This window comes from Bradyrhizobium sp. B025 (genome assembly GCF_042257955.1).
Taxonomy (GTDB): Bacteria; Pseudomonadota; Alphaproteobacteria; order Rhizobiales; family Xanthobacteraceae; genus Bradyrhizobium; species Bradyrhizobium diazoefficiens.
In genome coordinates this window covers 1,379,567-1,395,173 of the sequence record NZ_CP170150.1, presented here as the reverse complement: position 1 = coordinate 1,395,173, position 15,607 = coordinate 1,379,567, and the positions used below count along the sequence as shown (strand labels likewise).

The following is a 15,607-nucleotide window of genomic DNA, read 5'->3' as shown; positions in this document are numbered from 1 at the left end:
GCCTCAGAAGCCGATTGCGATCGTCCCGAATGTTCGTAGACCTATACTTAGCATGTAGGTCTCATTCAAGACGGGGGGCACGCCGCCTACCGTATAATTGTAGGATTTCAGATAGTTCAATCCCAGCACCAAGCAATCGTCGACATAGCCGGCACCGACCACATACTGGTTGATCTCGTTGGCCTCGAGGTCCCAGCGCGCCGAGCCCGTGACCACCCAGTTGGTCGCGACCTTCAGCGAGCCGGTGGTGAGGATGCCTTCGCGGCGGGTCAGATAGCCGAGCTCCGGCTGTGCCGCGTAGTTGCCGTACATCACGCTGATCGACCAGCGATCGAAGTTGGCGCGGCCTTCGGCCTCGAAACGCTGGACGTTCCAGGTCTGCTCGTCCATGCGGGAGCGGACGCTGAACGTGTAGGTGCGGTTGGGCGAGTAGGCGATGCTCGCCACGTAGTCGGAGCGAGGCTTGTCGAGACCGGAATCCAGGCCCGTGTTGATGGAGTCCTGGACCGCGTAGGAGTTCATGCCGAACAGCTGGTAGGACTGGCCGAACAGCGTCTTGACGGCGCCGCCCCTGTCGAACTGCGTGGTGGCCTGCACGCCGACATTGGCGCGGCCGCCGCCCTCGACGCGGTCGTAACCGGAGAACTTGTCGACGCTGAACAGGTTCGATGTGTCGAACACCATGCTCTGCGCGTCCTCGTTCGGCAGCTTGCCGGCATAGGTCTCGTTCGGGCGGATGATGATCTGCGCGATCGGCTCGATGGTGGTCGAGCCCCAGGGCTGAACGTTGATGAAGGGATAGCGGTATTCGAGGCCGACGGTCGGCATCAGGCGGATCGCCTGGGTGTCGCCGACCGGCAGGTAGTTCGACACGCCCGGCTGGTTCGAGACCGAGGAGTTGATCGCATCGGCACGGAGGCTGGCGAACGGCGTCCAGATCTGGCCGAGCGGGTCGGTGAAGGATTTGCGCCACTGCGCTTCCGCCGTCAGGCGGGTATAGGTGCCGGGGAAGCCGCGCAGCAGGCACTGCGACGGCGTGCGCGCGAGCGGATCGGCCGACGCCGTCGTGCACAGGCTGTTGGTGTTGGCGAGCGTCGTGATCGGATCGAACACGGCGGTGTCACGCGACAGGTTCACGAAGTTGGTCTTGTAGCTGAACTCGCCGCCGAACACCGGATAGTTGAGCACGTTCGAGTAGTCGATCACGGGGTAGACGATCGGCACCTGGTTCTGGTTGCCCGAGAAGCTCAGCCAGTACATCGTGCGCGCGTCGAAGAAGCTGCGATTGCCGACGCCGGTCAGATAGAGCTGCGAGACCGCGTCGGTCGGCAGGTTCAGGAACGAACCGAGCGGGTCACGGTACTGCGACAGGCGGTAGTCCGAGAAGAAATAGTAGTCGGACATCACGACGCCGTCCCAACCCCAGACCCATTTGTCGTTCAGCGCGAACTGACCCTTGGTCTCGACGGCGCCGCGCCACTGGCGGTCGCCGGGCTGCCCGGCGAAGGCGCCGCGATCGAGCTGGTCGATGCCGTAAGCACGGATCTGGTAGGCGCCGCCCATCAGGCGCTGGCGGAACTCCGCCTGGAACAGCACGCCCTGCCTGGAGGTGATGCGCGGGTTGAAGGTCACGTCCATATCGGGCGCGATCGCCCAGTAGAACGGGACCTCCACGCCGTAGCCGTAGCCCGTGTTCGAGGTGAAGCCCGGCATCAGGAAGCCGGACTTGCGCTTCACGGTCGGGTCGGGCGTCGAGAAGTAGGGCATGTAAGCGAGCGGCACGCCGAAGAACTCGAGCTGCGCCGTCTCGAAGTACAGCATCTTCTCCTGCTGGTCGTGGATGATGCGGGCACCCTTGACCTGCCAGAGCGGTGGCTTCTTCGGATCGTCCTTGCACGGAGCGCAGGCCGTGTAGACGCCGTTCTCGAACACGGTGTAGTTGCCGCTGGAACGGTCGGCGCGCGTTGCGGCCATCCGTGTCCGGTCGGCGGTATCGACCCGGAGCGAACCGACGAATCCGTCGCGATAGTCGTCGGACAGATCGATCGTCTCGGCATAGGTGATCTTGCCCTCGGCATCCGTCATGCGGATGTTGCCTTCGGCATGGAGCCGCTTGGTCTTCTGGTCGTAGGCGACCTTGTTAGCCTCGACGCTGGTGCCGTTGTAGAACAGCTGGACGTTACCGACCGCCGAGATCCGCGAATTATTGTAGTCGTAGACGACCTCGGTCGCCTGAACCAGCATCTGGTTGTCGTTGGCGGCCTTCGGCGGCTTCGGACGCGGCGGCTGCGTATTGTAGGAGACGTTCTGCGCCGATGCCTTTACGACGGGGCCGAAACCAGTCGCGATGACAACGGCTATGGCAAGCAAGCAGTCGCAGACTAGCGACGTGAAGAGCCACGGATCGTGCCCTGGCGCAACCGCAGTCAGTTTGTGACGATGCGCAGCCACAGCCACTAACCTTTCCGTCGGGTCAGCAAGGCCAACAATCTGATGAAGCGGCCAACGCAGACTGGCGGCCAGACCGAAGTCTCCAGTTGCATGAACTCACACTTACTTGACGTCCTGATACAACTAGCCACAACAGCGAGCAGGAAAATGGTGAACACGTTACCTTAAATTCTCGGCATCGAGCCGTGGCACTGGCTCCAGCCCTCTTGCGGTTGCGCAGAAACCCTCGGCAATCGACGCGAACCGCTACGCTGAAATCTCTTCAAGTCGGCCTCGCTTCGGCCCAGGGAATTCGTGCTGAAGGCGTCGCGCTGGAAGGTTTGCGGAAGCATGTGATGGCTGATCTGACGGGTTATCAGGTTCATCCGAACCGAACTATGCCTGGAAGCACAGCTACTGGAGCAAGCTGCGAGAGCCCAGGAGCAGCAGCAGCGCGATGGGCGGAGCGCGAAATGCCGATCGCGGAGAAACTCCGCGTCTCCGATAGGCGATCTTGGGCGGCAGCTTTTTCAGCAAAGGGATCAGGAACACGAGCAGTCCGCGCTCATTGGCCAAAGCTTTGACGAACTGTCGGTCCGCCGACCATGCCACTTGGTTCGCGTGGGTCGTTCCGATATCTGTCAGCTGCGACCTACTCCGAAGGATGCTGATCTGTTGTTGTTGCGGCGAATATGCCAGCTGCTTGCTAATCGGCCGTTTCACGCCCCCCGGCGCATGACGGCCATTATGCGGGCCGGGAGCCATGCGGTGAAGCGCGAGCGGGTGAAACCGTTGATGTGCAGAATGGGAAGGCTCAGGCCGAAGCCGCGAATAACGCAACCGTCGGGGCCAGAGGCCAATGTTGTGTTCTGCTCCGCCGTTTGCGGATTGGTGCCAGAGGATCAGACACAGCTTCACTGCTGGCCCAAAGTCGGCCGGGCCGGCCTGCCGCGGGCTAGAAGCGCAATGGTTGTGGCTTCCCAAAGACGAACTCCAGATCGCATCATGCACTCCGCTGCCCCTTCCTGTCCAATAACGAGCGCCTGCGCAAACGAAGCAAGCTGCGTGCCGCTCGAAGATGGAGATCCTCAAGCGGGTTTGTTCATGGTACATGCGTCCGGTTGTGGACATTGGTCCGAACCAGACAATCGAGTCCTTGGCAGTGATATCGGTAGTTGGTGGAACGCACGATTGCACTAGGGTCCAGACTCAATTGAGCCAATATGCGACGAGAGCGGCGAGATGAACAGCGGCCAAAAAATTACGGGCGAGCTTGTCATATCGCGTGGCGATGCGCCGGAAGTCCTTGAGCCTGCCAAAGCAGCGTTCGATGACATTTCGTCCTTTGTAGGCGCGTTTGTTGAAGCGATGGATGCGACACGGTTAGATTTATTGGGGATTACGGGCTTGGCGCCACGACGAATGATTTCGCCGCGAAGCTTGTCGCCATCATACCCTTTGTCGGCGAGGAGCACGCTCATGGGTGGCGCGAGCGCCAGGACATCGGGAGCCGCAGCGATATCGGCATCCTGGCCTGGAGTCAGATGCAGGACGACCGGCCGGCAGAGCGGATCGCTCAGCGCATGGATTTTTGTCGTGCGGCCTCCGCGCGAGCGGCCGATTGCTTGATTGTGCTCCCCCCTTTTCCGCCGGAGGCACACCGGTGAGCTTTAATCGAGGTCGAGTCGAGCGACAGTACGACGCCGTCTTCGCCAGGCTTGGCCAGCGCTTCGAAGATTGCGCACCATCGTCCTCGCTTGGCCCAGCGATTGAAGCGATTGTAGATCGTCGTGTAAGGGCCGTATTCACGTGGACAATCACGCCATCGTGCACCCGATTGCAGCATGTGAATGATGCCGCTGACGATGCGTCGGTCGTCGTCCCGATCCGGCCCCGTCAGTCCCCTCGGCAGATGCGGTTCGATACGCGCCCATTGCCTGTCGTTCAGCCAAAACAAACCAGCGCGCATTCTCTCGCCCCCGAATCAACACGTAGGCAAGAGAATCACGTGGCGCTATTTAGGTACAGACCCTAGTTGATAGGCGACTTATGTAAATCTGGTCTGTCTTCAGAGACGCATACCTGTCCAGGGACGGAAGGGCGTGCTGAGTGAGATGGAGTGAGCTTTATGACCTTGTCCGAGCACTTGCCAGCCGACATCCGCGAAGTCATGGACGCTTACGTCGGGGACCTCAGGCCCCAACCTTGGCGGATTCGCTTCCTCTTGCTGATTGATCTCCTTCAAGAGAAGTTGGAGAGCGGACCCGCCGCTGAGTATCGGCGTCTACTTCAACAATGGACCGGCATAGTGACGGCAATCTTGGAACACTTGCCGCCTGACAGTTCGGTCGTCGAATGTTTGGGGTTGATGAGCATCAGCTTCAACGACCAATGGCGCGCTCAGGCGCTCGGCCAGATCGAGCGCGATCCCACTGTGCTGGATCAGTTGGTCGCAATTTGCCCCGACTGGGAGGACATCGTCGATACCGTATTAGAGGCCAATCAAAGACGGCCGATCAAGGCGGGGCAAACTCGCGCTCGCTGATCGGGATTGATCCGGCATGTGTATCGGCTCGCCAAGCTCTGCACGGGCCAGCTCTTGAGCTTAGCGATGCCCCGCCCGGGCCAGCCGGGCGAGGCATTGCGGATCGGATCAGTCGCCGTTCCGACGGTTTGGACGAGACCAGATCAAGCTGAAGCCCTCGCCCTCCTCATCGGCGAAGAGGTTCGCGAAGATCGGTGCGGTGAAGCTCGGGTCGTCGAGCTTGAGGCCGAGATAGTCGCGGCCCTCATTGGAGCGCTTGGACCAGGCGGCCCCGATCTCAACCCGGCCGACATAGATCCGGTGGCTGGGGGCGTTGTCGCCCGAGCGGCTGGTTTCGGGGACGATGCGGACGTTCCTCGCCTGCAGCGAGAGGGTGACGATTTCGCCGTTGAACTCGTTGTTGCCGGTCTTCTTGAAGGTGCCGATGGTCGCCATGGTAGTTCTCCTTGATCTCTGTTTTCCGAGCCCGCACCTTGCGGCCTCGATGGTGATCGACAGGCCGGAGGCGATCGACGGCGCACCCCGAAGGGGCCGAAGCGTCAGCGGAGGATGGCAGCCAAGCGACTTTCTTGTTTCGCGAGGAATGACGGCGCAGCCGGCAGGGGAAGAAAGTCGATCGGCGCCGTTGCGCCATAGGCGGTCGAGGCGTCAGCCGTCCTTCGGCCAGATCAATCCATCGAAGAGGCCGTTTGGTGCGCTCGGTCCGAACAGAGCTGACATCAAAGAGAACGTGGCGATCTGCGAGTCCACTGAAAGAGTTGGCGCAACCGAATCTAATGGTGATGAGCTCTCTTTATTGCAGGTAGACGGATCTCCGCTTCCGCGATCTCGGATCGGCTGGACGCCCCGTTGACGAGAGCGGCTGGCCGTATCTGTGATCCGTCGCCATTTGGTCGACGCCGCCCAAGGACTGCCACGAAACTGCCACTCTGCGATGATCGGTCGAGCCTCGACGCCTGGGCCGCTCTCACTGTATCTCAAGGAAGAATCGCGAGCACGCTGAATGCCTGATCCGGTCAACCCCTTTCAATGTGACGCTATCAGCCGTCGCCAGGCCTTTCCCCGGCCGGCCCTGCAGCGGTTACGACATATTAGCCGCGCAGCCCAAAAGGAGGATCTCGCGCAGGACGATGCCCGCTAGAGCTCGAGGGAGAAGAGAACCGGATGAGCGACAATAGCAACCTCGAAAACAGAACCATCGAAGCGATACGGCACTATCGCGGGGCCCTCGCCGTGGTCGACGGCCTGGAGCGAAAGGAACGTTCCGCGCATCGAGCACTGACCAGGACACTGCTTGAGTTGGGGCGCGCCTTATGCAGCGAAGACCCGAGGTCTCTCAAGGATAGCATTGAGATTGGCTTGGTAGCTGTCTCGCGGCGGGACGAATCGTGGGCCAACCTAAGCGAGGCGACTGCACCTTTGGATTCAGCCCGTTCGACTTTGGCCGCCCTCGAGTGCCAACTGAGATATATTCCAAATGTCTCAAAAGCGCGAGATTCGGACTAGCTCAAAGAATGCCAGCATTCGAGCTCCGCCTCATCCTAGGCGGAGATTTTCTGCGGCTTGTTTGCCGCTGCGGTTCGTCACCAGCTCGTAGCCGACCTTCGCGCCTTCAACAAGCGAGGTATAGCCGGCCTTCTCTACCGCAGAGATGTGCACGAAAACATCTTTGCCACCATCGTCCGGCGCAACGAATCCATAGCCTTTCGTCGGGTTGAACCACTTAACGGTACCTAACGCCACGTCATTTGCTCCAAAAAGAAAAACCACCTTCTCATCTAAATCAATCAACGAACCGGCGGCAAGTCTCTGCGCGAAGTGGAAAGGAATCCGTTGTCTCGCTCGATCGCAGGTCTTGGACAGAAGGCCCCACGTGATGGTCGTGCGAAGTTCAAGCACCTTGAAATCGGCCGACTTCAGGAACGACGACGCAAGGTCACATTTTCTTCGAAAACCGCGTGCTAACTGTCGCCTGGTTGTCGCAGCCGGATGTACGCCGTGGCATCACGTGGCCCCGGCTTTCATGCCGGGGTTTTTCGTTTTCGGCGCGAGAAGCCCGATTTAAGATTTAAGATGTCTTTTTGTGCAGCTTGATTTCGGATCATGACGCGTCGCAGCCCACTGCGACAATTCTGCTTGGATCAGCAGGAACGTCCCGGGCAAGGCGAAAAGCCGAATAGCAGGCAGACATGGCGCAGAATATTTACGACAATCCCGATTTCTTCGCTGGCTACAGCCAGTTGCCCCGGCAGATGTATGGACGCGACGGCGCTCCTGAATGGCCCGCGATCCGGGCTATGCTGCCCGATCTGGGCGGGAAACGCGTCGTCGGTCTAAGATGTGGCTTCGGCTGGGCCTCGCGCTGGATGCGCGAGCAGGGCGCGGCCTCGGTTCTTGGTCTCGATCTGTCGCGGAACATGATCGAGCGTGCCAGGGCGCACACAGCGGACACTGCCATCGAGTATCGCATCGCCGATCTCGACACACTGGACCTACCTGAGACGGCTTTCGACCTCGCCTACAGCGCACTGACCTTTCACTATGTTCAGGATTTAGGCCGCCTCGTGCGCTTGATCCGCAAGGCGCTGGTTCCTGACGGCATTTCGTCTTTACAATTGAGCATCCGATCTTCATGGCAGCGGCACATCCGCACTGGATTTCTGATGAGGAGGGCCGCAAGACTTGGCCTGTCAATCGAATTCCGTCGAGGGTGAACGTCGGACGGATTGGTTCAAGTTCGGCGGGTCGAGGAGTTTGCCCCGACACACGAGCAGATCCAGCAGATGCCGCAATTGGCCGAAGAACTCGAACGGCCCATGATGCTGATCGTGTCCGCGTCCACATCGATCGCCGGCGAAGCGATACCGTCGTGACTGGGTCGTACTAGGCCGCCGCCCCAGTACACATATCAGCCCCGCGGCAAGCGCTGTCTTGCTGGTCCGTCCGCGGCTATTCCAGTGAAGCGGATGAAAGCTGTGATGCTGATGGCAACGGCTCCGACGACCGCGAAAACCGTCTGCCACGTGGGTGAAGACATCGCCATCTGGGCAATTCCATGCGTAGCGCTGTAACCGGCGACGGTGGCTGGTGCGACGTAGAAGATGATGACGAAGAGCCGGAGCCAAGTCCAAGTCACGAGGGCGAGTGCGAGCTGGCCGATGCCGAAGGTTGCGGCGCCAGCCACGGGGCCGACAGCGATGCCGCCCAGAGCGCCGGCTCCCGTGTGGAAGGCCCAAAGACCAATCGTTACCCCGGCGAAGACGGGCAACGCGAAGACTGCAAGCGTGAAGAGCAGCCAGGCGAAGAACCCTATGACGAGGAAAACAAGCAGTGGTCCCAAGGTGATCATGGTGGTGGGCTCCGTGAGATAAAGGTCTGACGGTCGCGCCTTCCACCACCACCGCGGCGCGAACGCAGTATAGCAGCAAACGGCGGCGACGGAATCGTCACAGATCAAGTTGCGCATTTTTTGTCATTAGCGCGAGCTTGCGCCCAAAAGGCTCGTGGAATCGGCGTTTGACCCTTTGTGATCTTCAACTGGGCGCCTACCGGTTGAAATCACCTAGCGCAATCAGTTTCAGGAAGTCCTGTGTTCTTCTCCATTTCGGCGGCCACCCCATCGTATGGGTTGCTTTTGAGCATCCGGGATCACAATCGCCACTCACTCCAAAGCCCTGATTGTTTTCCGTTTTGGCGGCGCGCAACTATTCCACGCAACTATAAACGTTGCCTATTGGATCTGCCCTCGCAAATGTCGGGCTATGGAGAGACTGCCGAAAGCTCACATTGTCGAATTTGAGACAACAGTCGGCAAGTTGACGACAAACTCTTCCGAAGCCCCTGCAAAACATGCGAATTCAGTTTGGCACATGCATTGCTTCATTCGCGCACCATCACCAATCGCAGTGCGGTGGTCTTCTGGACGGACCTGGCGCGCGTTGCCGCGGGTCTGGTCTGCTCCGACGATTTGTCGTGCGGCGATACTTAAGGAGGCGCGTCGTGAACTGGGAAGTGCAGGACAAACTTTGATGCGATCTAGAATTATCTTTTGTGGAGCGACACCAATTGCGCTCGTCGCGAGCAGCGCAGCCAAGGCATTTTGGCGGCACGAGTGTCGCGACGGCTTCGACAGTGCAGTTACTTCCGTTTGCGATTCTGCCGGCGGACACAACCAGCCTGACCAGCAACTATCACATCGGAAAGTTTGGCCTGAACTACCGCTTTGGTGCGGACCAAGAGGCCGCGCAATGGTCCGACGGGCCGCTGTATGCGAAATCAGCCGGCAGCGTACAGGGCCGGTCCCGCTCCGCGGATCCATTTCACACTTTTCCAGTCTACCAGGGACGTACCAATAACCATGGGGCATGATCGGTTTCGTTTTTCTCGTCCGTGCTGGTTGAAGGCATTGCTTGCCAGCAACTCAATTTGCTGGATGGCGGGCCTTTACGGTCCGGCTCACGCGGCGGACCTGCCGGTCAAGACCGCGCCGCCGATTACGGCAGCGCCGTCGACCCTGTGGAATTGGACCGGCATTTACGTCGGCGCGCATCTCGGGGGCGCATTCGGTTCAAGCGATTGGCAGACCGCCACCGGGCTGCAGGCGGATTTCTCCAACAGAGGTTTCCCCGGAAGCGGCAACGCCGAAGGTCTGCTTGGCGGCGGCCAGATCGGCGTTAACTATCAGTTTGGCACTTGGGTGACCGGACTGGAGATCGCGGCAAGCGCCGCCGATGTCGACGGCTTTGCGAAATGCGCGAATCGTGCGGACAACCGCTACGGCGTGATCAGCTTTACCTGCGACAATCGCGTCACCTCGCTCGGCACGATTGCTGGCCGGCTAGGACAGACCTGGGGCAATCTGCTGATTTACGGCAAGGCCGGCGCGGCGTGGGCGACCGACGAGAGCGATGCCCGGACCAGTCACTACATCAACAAGTTCAACCAGAGCGGCACGCGTTGGGGTTGGATGGGAGGATTGGGACTTGAGTACGCATTCAGCCCGAATCTGTCAGCGTTTGTCGAATACGATCATTTTGATTTCGGCAGCAAGGACTCCAACTACGTCGACCAGTTCAACAACGCCTCGACCGTCGGCTTCAGGCAACGGTTTGATATGATCAAGGCAGGCGTCAATTATGGCCTTGGCGGGCCGATCCTGAATGCCAGGGCCGATGCGGCGACGACGCCAGTGCTGCTTGGCGGCTGGACGATTGAAGCCGGGAGTCGCTATTTTGGCAGCACGGGCCGCATGCAGAAGGACCTGTACGGCTTGCGGCCCACACACCTGGTCTCTCGCCTGATCTATGGCGATCAGACCGGACATGCCGCGGAAACCTTCTTCCGCTTCGATCACAAGAGCGGGTTTTTCGCCAGGGGCAATCTTGGCCTCGGGCCTCTCGTCGACGGCAAGCTGAACGATGAGGATTTCCCTTACATCAACTACTCCAACACGAACTCGGACATGAAGAGTGGTAGGTTCACGTATGGCACCGCGGACGTCGGTTACAACTTCATCAACGACGACGGCCGCAGGCTTGGTGCGTACGTCGGCTATCACTCGTTCTATGAGCGCGCCAACGGCTTTGGTATCCAACAACAGGCGACCAACGGGCCCCCGCTAGAGGCTTCGAAGAGTTTCCTGGTCCTAAGCGAAACCGAGACTTGGCGGGCGGCTGCTATCGGCATCAATGCACAGGCGAGGCTGTCCGACAGGCTCAAGCTTGAAGTCGATGCTGCCTACCTGCCTTACGCTAGCCGCTCCGGCTTCGACAACCACTGGCTCCGTGCCGATATCAATCCCACGCCTGATCCGGGCCACGGCTGGGGCACACAGTTCGAGGCCGTGCTGTCCTATGCCGTCTCCGACCGCTTCAGCGTTGGTGTGGGCGGCCGCTACTGGTTCTTTACAACCGATAGCGCTTACTCCCAGTTTCCCGGTGGCTCACCACAGACAACGAAGTTCTATTCGGAGCGCTATGGCGGCTTCCTGCAGGCCTCCTACAAGTCCGGCGAACTCGACACCGCCCAGGCCAAGGCAAACGGGATCGATAAGGAGCCCCCACCAGTGATGCCCACGAACTGGGCCGGCGTCTATCTCGGCGGCACGATCGGCGCGGGCAAGGGCAGAAGCCACTATGCGGATCCGTTCCCGACGCCGGTGTCGGGCGACTACGCTGATCTGGGTGGTGCCATGTTCGGCGGTCAGATCGGCATCAACTACCAGACGGGCTCTTGGGTCCTGGGTCTTGAGGCTTCGGGTTACTGGGCCAACGTCCAAGGCACCAACACCTGCTTTGGTGCATTCCCGAGCCCGCAGATTGCCGGCTTCAACTGCGGCAGCCAGATCGACGCTCTTGGCGCTCTGACCGGGCGCGTCGGGTACGCGTTTGACCGCACGTTGCTGTACGTCAAGGGCGGCTCCGCCTGGGATCGTCAGACTAACCAGTTCAACACCGGCGGTATTTCCGGCACCATACTGACGAATGGCAACACGAACTGGGGCTGGACGGTCGGCGGCGGTCTTGAATACGCGCTGCTGCCCAACTGGTCGATGGCGCTGGAGTACAAGTACTACGACTTCGGCAAGTCGCCCGTCTTTACCACCGCCGGGCTTGGCAGCGTACCGCTTTCACCCAACAGCACGACCGTACAGACCGTTAGCCTTGGCGTGAACTACAAGCTGCCGATACTTGGAGCGAGGTAAGAGTCGGGAGATACTGACGCAAGAAGGCTCGGCCTCACGGCTGGGCCTTCTTGTTTGCTGGCCGACGCTCCGGCACGACGAGTTCTCCGAGCAGCCGCACGCGCAATTCCCTCAGTTGTTTCGTCCTGTTGGCGAATGCTTTCAACTCCGCATCAACGTCCTGTCGTTTGCGCATCTTCGGTCTCCATCGATTGATGATGCACCTGAGAATAGCCACGCGCCTGTGGAGAGGCAGCCGGTGGATTGCGAACTATGGTGAGCCGTCCCGAGAATTTTTTTCAAGGGGCGCTTATACGTCGTTCCGACGTGCGCTTGTTGATAGTAGCTGGATTGCCGTCATGGCAATCTATCACCTCAGCGTCGAAGTCATCAGCCGCGCGAAAGGACAGCGCGCGATTGCGTCGGCCGCCTACCGCTCAGGCTCGCGGTTGCATGACGCGCGTATCGACCGCGATCAGCACTTTTCCAACAAGAGCGGCATTGTCCATTCCGAAGTGATGCTGCCAGAGCACGCGCCGGAAGCTTGGCGCGACCGTGAACAGCTTTGGAACGAGGTTGAAGCTCGTGAGATCAGAAAGGATGCGCAGCTTGCCCGCGAGGTGGAGTTTGCCATTTCGCAGGAGATGAACCAGCAACAGGGCATCACACTGGCCCGCGACTTCGTAGTGGCCGAGTTCGTGGAGGCCGGCATGACCGCTGATCTCATTTTGCATTGGGATATATCGGCACGGACGGCATGGCGAAACCCCACGCCCATGTCATACTCACCATGCGCGGCGTGAGTATTGGCGAGGATGGCGAGCCTAGGTTCGGTCCCGAGCTGTGGGAGTGGAATCGCACGGAGCTTGTCGAGCGGGGGCGCGAGCAATGGGCCGAGCATGTTAACGAGCGATTGGCTGAACTCGATCGATGGCACGGATCGATCACCGCAGCCTTGAGGCCCAGGGCATCGCGCTTGAGCCGCAGCACAAGATTGGCAGCCCCGGCAGCGGATGGAGACGGAAGGTCTTTAGGCCAAGGGCGCCGAGGACTATCGACGAATTGCGCGGGAGAATGGCGAGCGGATTATCGCGGACCCTCATGTTGCACTGGACGCCATCACCCACCAGCAGGCGCCCTTCACCGGGCGTGACCTTGCGATGTTCGCGCATCGTCATTCGGACGGACTGGACCATTCAACCAGGTGATGAATGCGGTGACTGCCTCGCCTGATCTCGTGGACCTCGGCAATGACGAACGGGGCGAGGCACGATTTACCAACCGCGCCATGATCGAGGCCGAGCAGCGGTTACAGCGCGCCGCCGACCTCGTGGCTACCCGCAAGGGCGGGCAGTGGAGCGTGGCACGTGTTTGGACTAGCTGCCGAGCCCCTGCAGCACCAGCCGGTTCAGTCTTGCGGCGAAGGCGGACTCCCGGCAACAGGTCGGGATCGTCGGTGATGATTGTCATCCCCAAACATGCCGGCGGCGCCTTCCAGGAGCTAGTTAGCCAAGGCAACCTTCGCCTTGAATGCCGGAGAGTGCGCCCGCCGGCTTTTCTTCGTCATCTTCGTGTCGCGCGCCATGGAAAGCTGCCTCCTCAGCGTCACGAGCAATTGCCCCCTCCTCGGATAGCTGAGGAGAGAGTGAATGAAGCAAGAACGAGCTGAAGGCTCGCCATGGAGCGATCCACGGGGGCAGGTGATGAAGACGCCGGATGACGTGGCGGAGATGTTGCGCCTGAGGCGTGCGGGTGGGGTGTGAAGCCGATTGCGCGGCATCTGGGCTGCAGCCATCACACGGTGAAGGACTACGTGGCGGCGGGCGGGGTGAAGCCGTTCAAGTCGCCTGAGCGGCCGAAGCAGCTCGACGGCCTTGAAGGTTGGCTGCGCGAGAGGCTCATTCGGCATCGCGGCAATGCCGACGTGGGCGCCAGGACTTGTTGGCCGAGCGAGGCGTGGCAGTCAGCCGGCGGACGCTGCAACGCGCCGCGCAGCCCTATCGCCAGGCGCTGAAGGCCGAAGCGCTGGCGACGACGCGCTTCGAGACGCCCCGGGCCGGCAGCTGCAGATCGACTTCGGCGAGCGTCTGGTCGAGATCGGCGGGGTGAAGATCAAGGCGTTTGTGTTCGTGGCGACGCTCGGGCATTCGCGGCTGCTGCATGTCCGTGCGTTCCGGGCCGAGAAGCAAGAGCACTGGTTCGCCGGGCTCGAGAGCGCATTCGCGATCTTCGGCGGCGTGCCGGAGGAAGTGCTGATGGACAATCCCCGCGCGCTCGTGGTGCGCCATGACGCGGTGAGCCGGTTGGTTCAGTTTAACGACAGGCTCATCGCGTTCGCGAAGCATTGGGGCTTCCGTCCTCGCGCTTGCGCGCCGTATCGGGCGCGCACGAAGGGCAAGACGGAGAACGGCGTCGGCTACGTGAAGAAGAACGCGATTGCGGGGCATTCCTTCGCGAGCTGGGAGGCATTCGAGGCGCATCTCGTCGAGTGGGAGCGTGAGGTAGCGAACGTGCGTATCCACGGCACGACCGGCGAGGCGCCGATCGTCCGCTTCGCGCGTGACGAGGCACACCGGTTGAAACCGCTCTGCGGGCAGCCGTCGTTCGGATCGTTGCGCGAACTGACCCGCGTCGTCGGCCATGATTGCGCCGTCGAGATCGACACGAACGGCTACTCGGTGCCGTGGCGGCTGATCGGCGAGCGCGTGGCGGTGACGGTCGCGGCCGGCGAGGTCCGCATCCGCCATGGCATGCACCAGGTTGCGATCCACAAGCAATCGGATGGACGCCGGCTGCGGATCATCGACACCGCCCCCATCTCGATGGTGTTGCTGGTCGCAATAGCGCGGTCCGCTGGGCTGAGATCGCGGCGGCGGTCCTGACGCCGTCCTCATCGCTGTCGTTGTTGCGCCCTCTTGCCGAACACGAAGCCGTGGTGGGAGGAAGCTTCTGATGGCGCGGGCAAAGAAGATAATGGAAGCAACGACCGATCCGCTCGATGCCATGCTGGTGCGACTGCAGCTCTCTGTATCCGCGATCAGCTCGACAGCCTGCTCGACGAGGCGGCGCGCGCGAAACTGTCGGCGCGTGAGACGCTGATCCTGCTATCCGAGCGCGAGATCGCACCCAAGGACCATCGCCGCATAGAGATGGCGCTGAAGCTCGCACACTTCTCGGCCGTGAAGGAGCTTGCTGGCTTCGACTTCGAGGCGCAGGCGCAGCCGTCAATCGATCCAAAGCAGATCCGTGATCTTGCCGCATCACGTTGGATAGCCAACGGAAAGAACGTGCTGCTGCTCGGCCCGCCAGGCTGAGGTAAGACGCACTTGTCGATCGCGCTCGGACGAGACGCGATCCTGGCCGGATACACGGTGCAGTTCACCACGGCGACGACGCTAGTCGCGGGTCTTGCCAAGGCGCATGGCGAACGGCGTCTGGACGCGAAACTGCTCGCGCTGGCCAAGCCGAAGCTGCTGATTGTCGACGAACTCGGCTACCTGCCGCTGGAACCTGACGCGGCCCTTCCAACTGGTCAGCCGCCGATACGAAACCGGCGCGATGCTGATCAAGTCGAACCGCAGCGTTGCCGAATGGGGCACTGTGTTCGCCGATCCCGTGGTCGCCACCGCGATCCTCGACCGGCTTTTGCACCACAGCCGCGTGCTGACGATCCGCGGCGACAGTTACCGGCTCCGCGCCAAGCGCAAGAGCGGCCTCATCCAGCCGCCGCCCGCTGGTGACGGCCCTCCGGTCGGCTCTGCCTCCTCCGGCCCGTCACCGGCGGAAACAACCTTCAACCGAGATAATAACCCAGATGGTGGGGGCAGTTCTTCATAACGCAAAGGGGGCAGTTCCGGATGGCGTTTGGCAATCTTCGCTCCTGATTCGCGGCAAGAAGCCTCGCCACTGTCAGGCAGAAAATCCACTCAAGCTACTGTCCGAATTTGCGG

General features: G+C 60.8%; 7 protein-coding genes and 5 pseudogenes. 6 read left to right on the top strand and 6 right to left on the bottom strand.

Annotated elements, in window-relative coordinates; all coding sequences use genetic code 11:
* Positions 1-3: 3 nt before the first annotated feature.
* Positions 4-2,370 (bottom strand): LPS-assembly protein LptD, encoded by a 2,367-nt coding sequence (locus ACE10W_RS06545; RefSeq protein WP_304550875.1) that lies wholly within the window; start codon positions 2,368-2,370, stop codon positions 4-6.
* A 1,269-nt stretch (positions 2,371-3,639) separates the two neighbouring features.
* Positions 3,640-4,421, bottom strand: a pseudogene (locus ACE10W_RS06540) (IS5-like element ISBj2 family transposase).
* A gap of 137 nt (positions 4,422-4,558) precedes the next feature.
* Here ACE10W_RS06540 and ACE10W_RS06535 point away from each other — a divergent pair.
* Entirely contained in the window at positions 4,559-4,975 is a 417-nt protein-coding gene (locus ACE10W_RS06535) for a hypothetical protein (RefSeq protein WP_026312806.1), read from the top strand.
* Between the two features lie 108 nt (positions 4,976-5,083).
* Here ACE10W_RS06535 and ACE10W_RS06530 read toward each other — a convergent pair whose 3' ends face one another.
* Positions 5,084-5,410, bottom strand: coding sequence for a DUF736 domain-containing protein (locus ACE10W_RS06530; protein ID WP_011084751.1), 327 nt, complete (start codon positions 5,408-5,410; stop codon positions 5,084-5,086).
* A gap of 1,101 nt (positions 5,411-6,511) precedes the next feature.
* Entirely contained in the window at positions 6,512-6,718 is a 207-nt protein-coding gene (locus tag ACE10W_RS06525; RefSeq protein WP_026312807.1) for a cold-shock protein, read from the bottom strand.
* Between the two features lie 446 nt (positions 6,719-7,164).
* Here ACE10W_RS06525 and ACE10W_RS06520 point away from each other — a divergent pair.
* Positions 7,165-7,848: pseudogene (locus ACE10W_RS06520) on the top strand (class I SAM-dependent methyltransferase).
* Positions 7,849-7,883: 35 nt separating this feature from the next.
* On the opposite strand, the gene ACE10W_RS06515 reads toward ACE10W_RS06520, so the two are convergent.
* Positions 7,884-8,324, bottom strand: coding sequence for a hypothetical protein (locus tag ACE10W_RS06515; protein WP_026312808.1), 441 nt, complete (start codon positions 8,322-8,324; stop codon positions 7,884-7,886).
* A gap of 1,083 nt (positions 8,325-9,407) precedes the next feature.
* Here ACE10W_RS06515 and ACE10W_RS06510 point away from each other — a divergent pair.
* Complete coding sequence (locus ACE10W_RS06510; RefSeq protein ID WP_231166583.1) at positions 9,408-11,678, top strand: outer membrane protein; 2,271 nt, start codon at positions 9,408-9,410, stop codon at positions 11,676-11,678.
* Positions 11,679-11,712: 34 nt separating this feature from the next.
* Here ACE10W_RS06510 and ACE10W_RS06505 read toward each other — a convergent pair whose 3' ends face one another.
* Complete coding sequence (locus ACE10W_RS06505) at positions 11,713-11,853, bottom strand: hypothetical protein (RefSeq protein WP_156149859.1); 141 nt, start codon at positions 11,851-11,853, stop codon at positions 11,713-11,715.
* 163 nt (positions 11,854-12,016) lie between these two features.
* Between ACE10W_RS06505 and mobQ the strand changes: the two are divergent.
* From mobQ to istB, 3 pseudogenes are all read left to right on the top strand, one after another.
* Positions 12,017-13,002, top strand: a pseudogene (gene mobQ, locus ACE10W_RS06500) (MobQ family relaxase); the annotation flags it as partial.
* A 304-nt stretch (positions 13,003-13,306) separates the two neighbouring features.
* Positions 13,307-14,610: pseudogene (gene istA, locus ACE10W_RS06495) on the top strand (IS21 family transposase).
* Positions 14,610-15,463, top strand: a pseudogene (gene istB / locus ACE10W_RS06490) (IS21-like element helper ATPase IstB). Before istA ends, istB begins: the two co-directional pseudogenes overlap by 1 nt.
* Positions 15,464-15,607 lie beyond the last annotated feature (144 nt).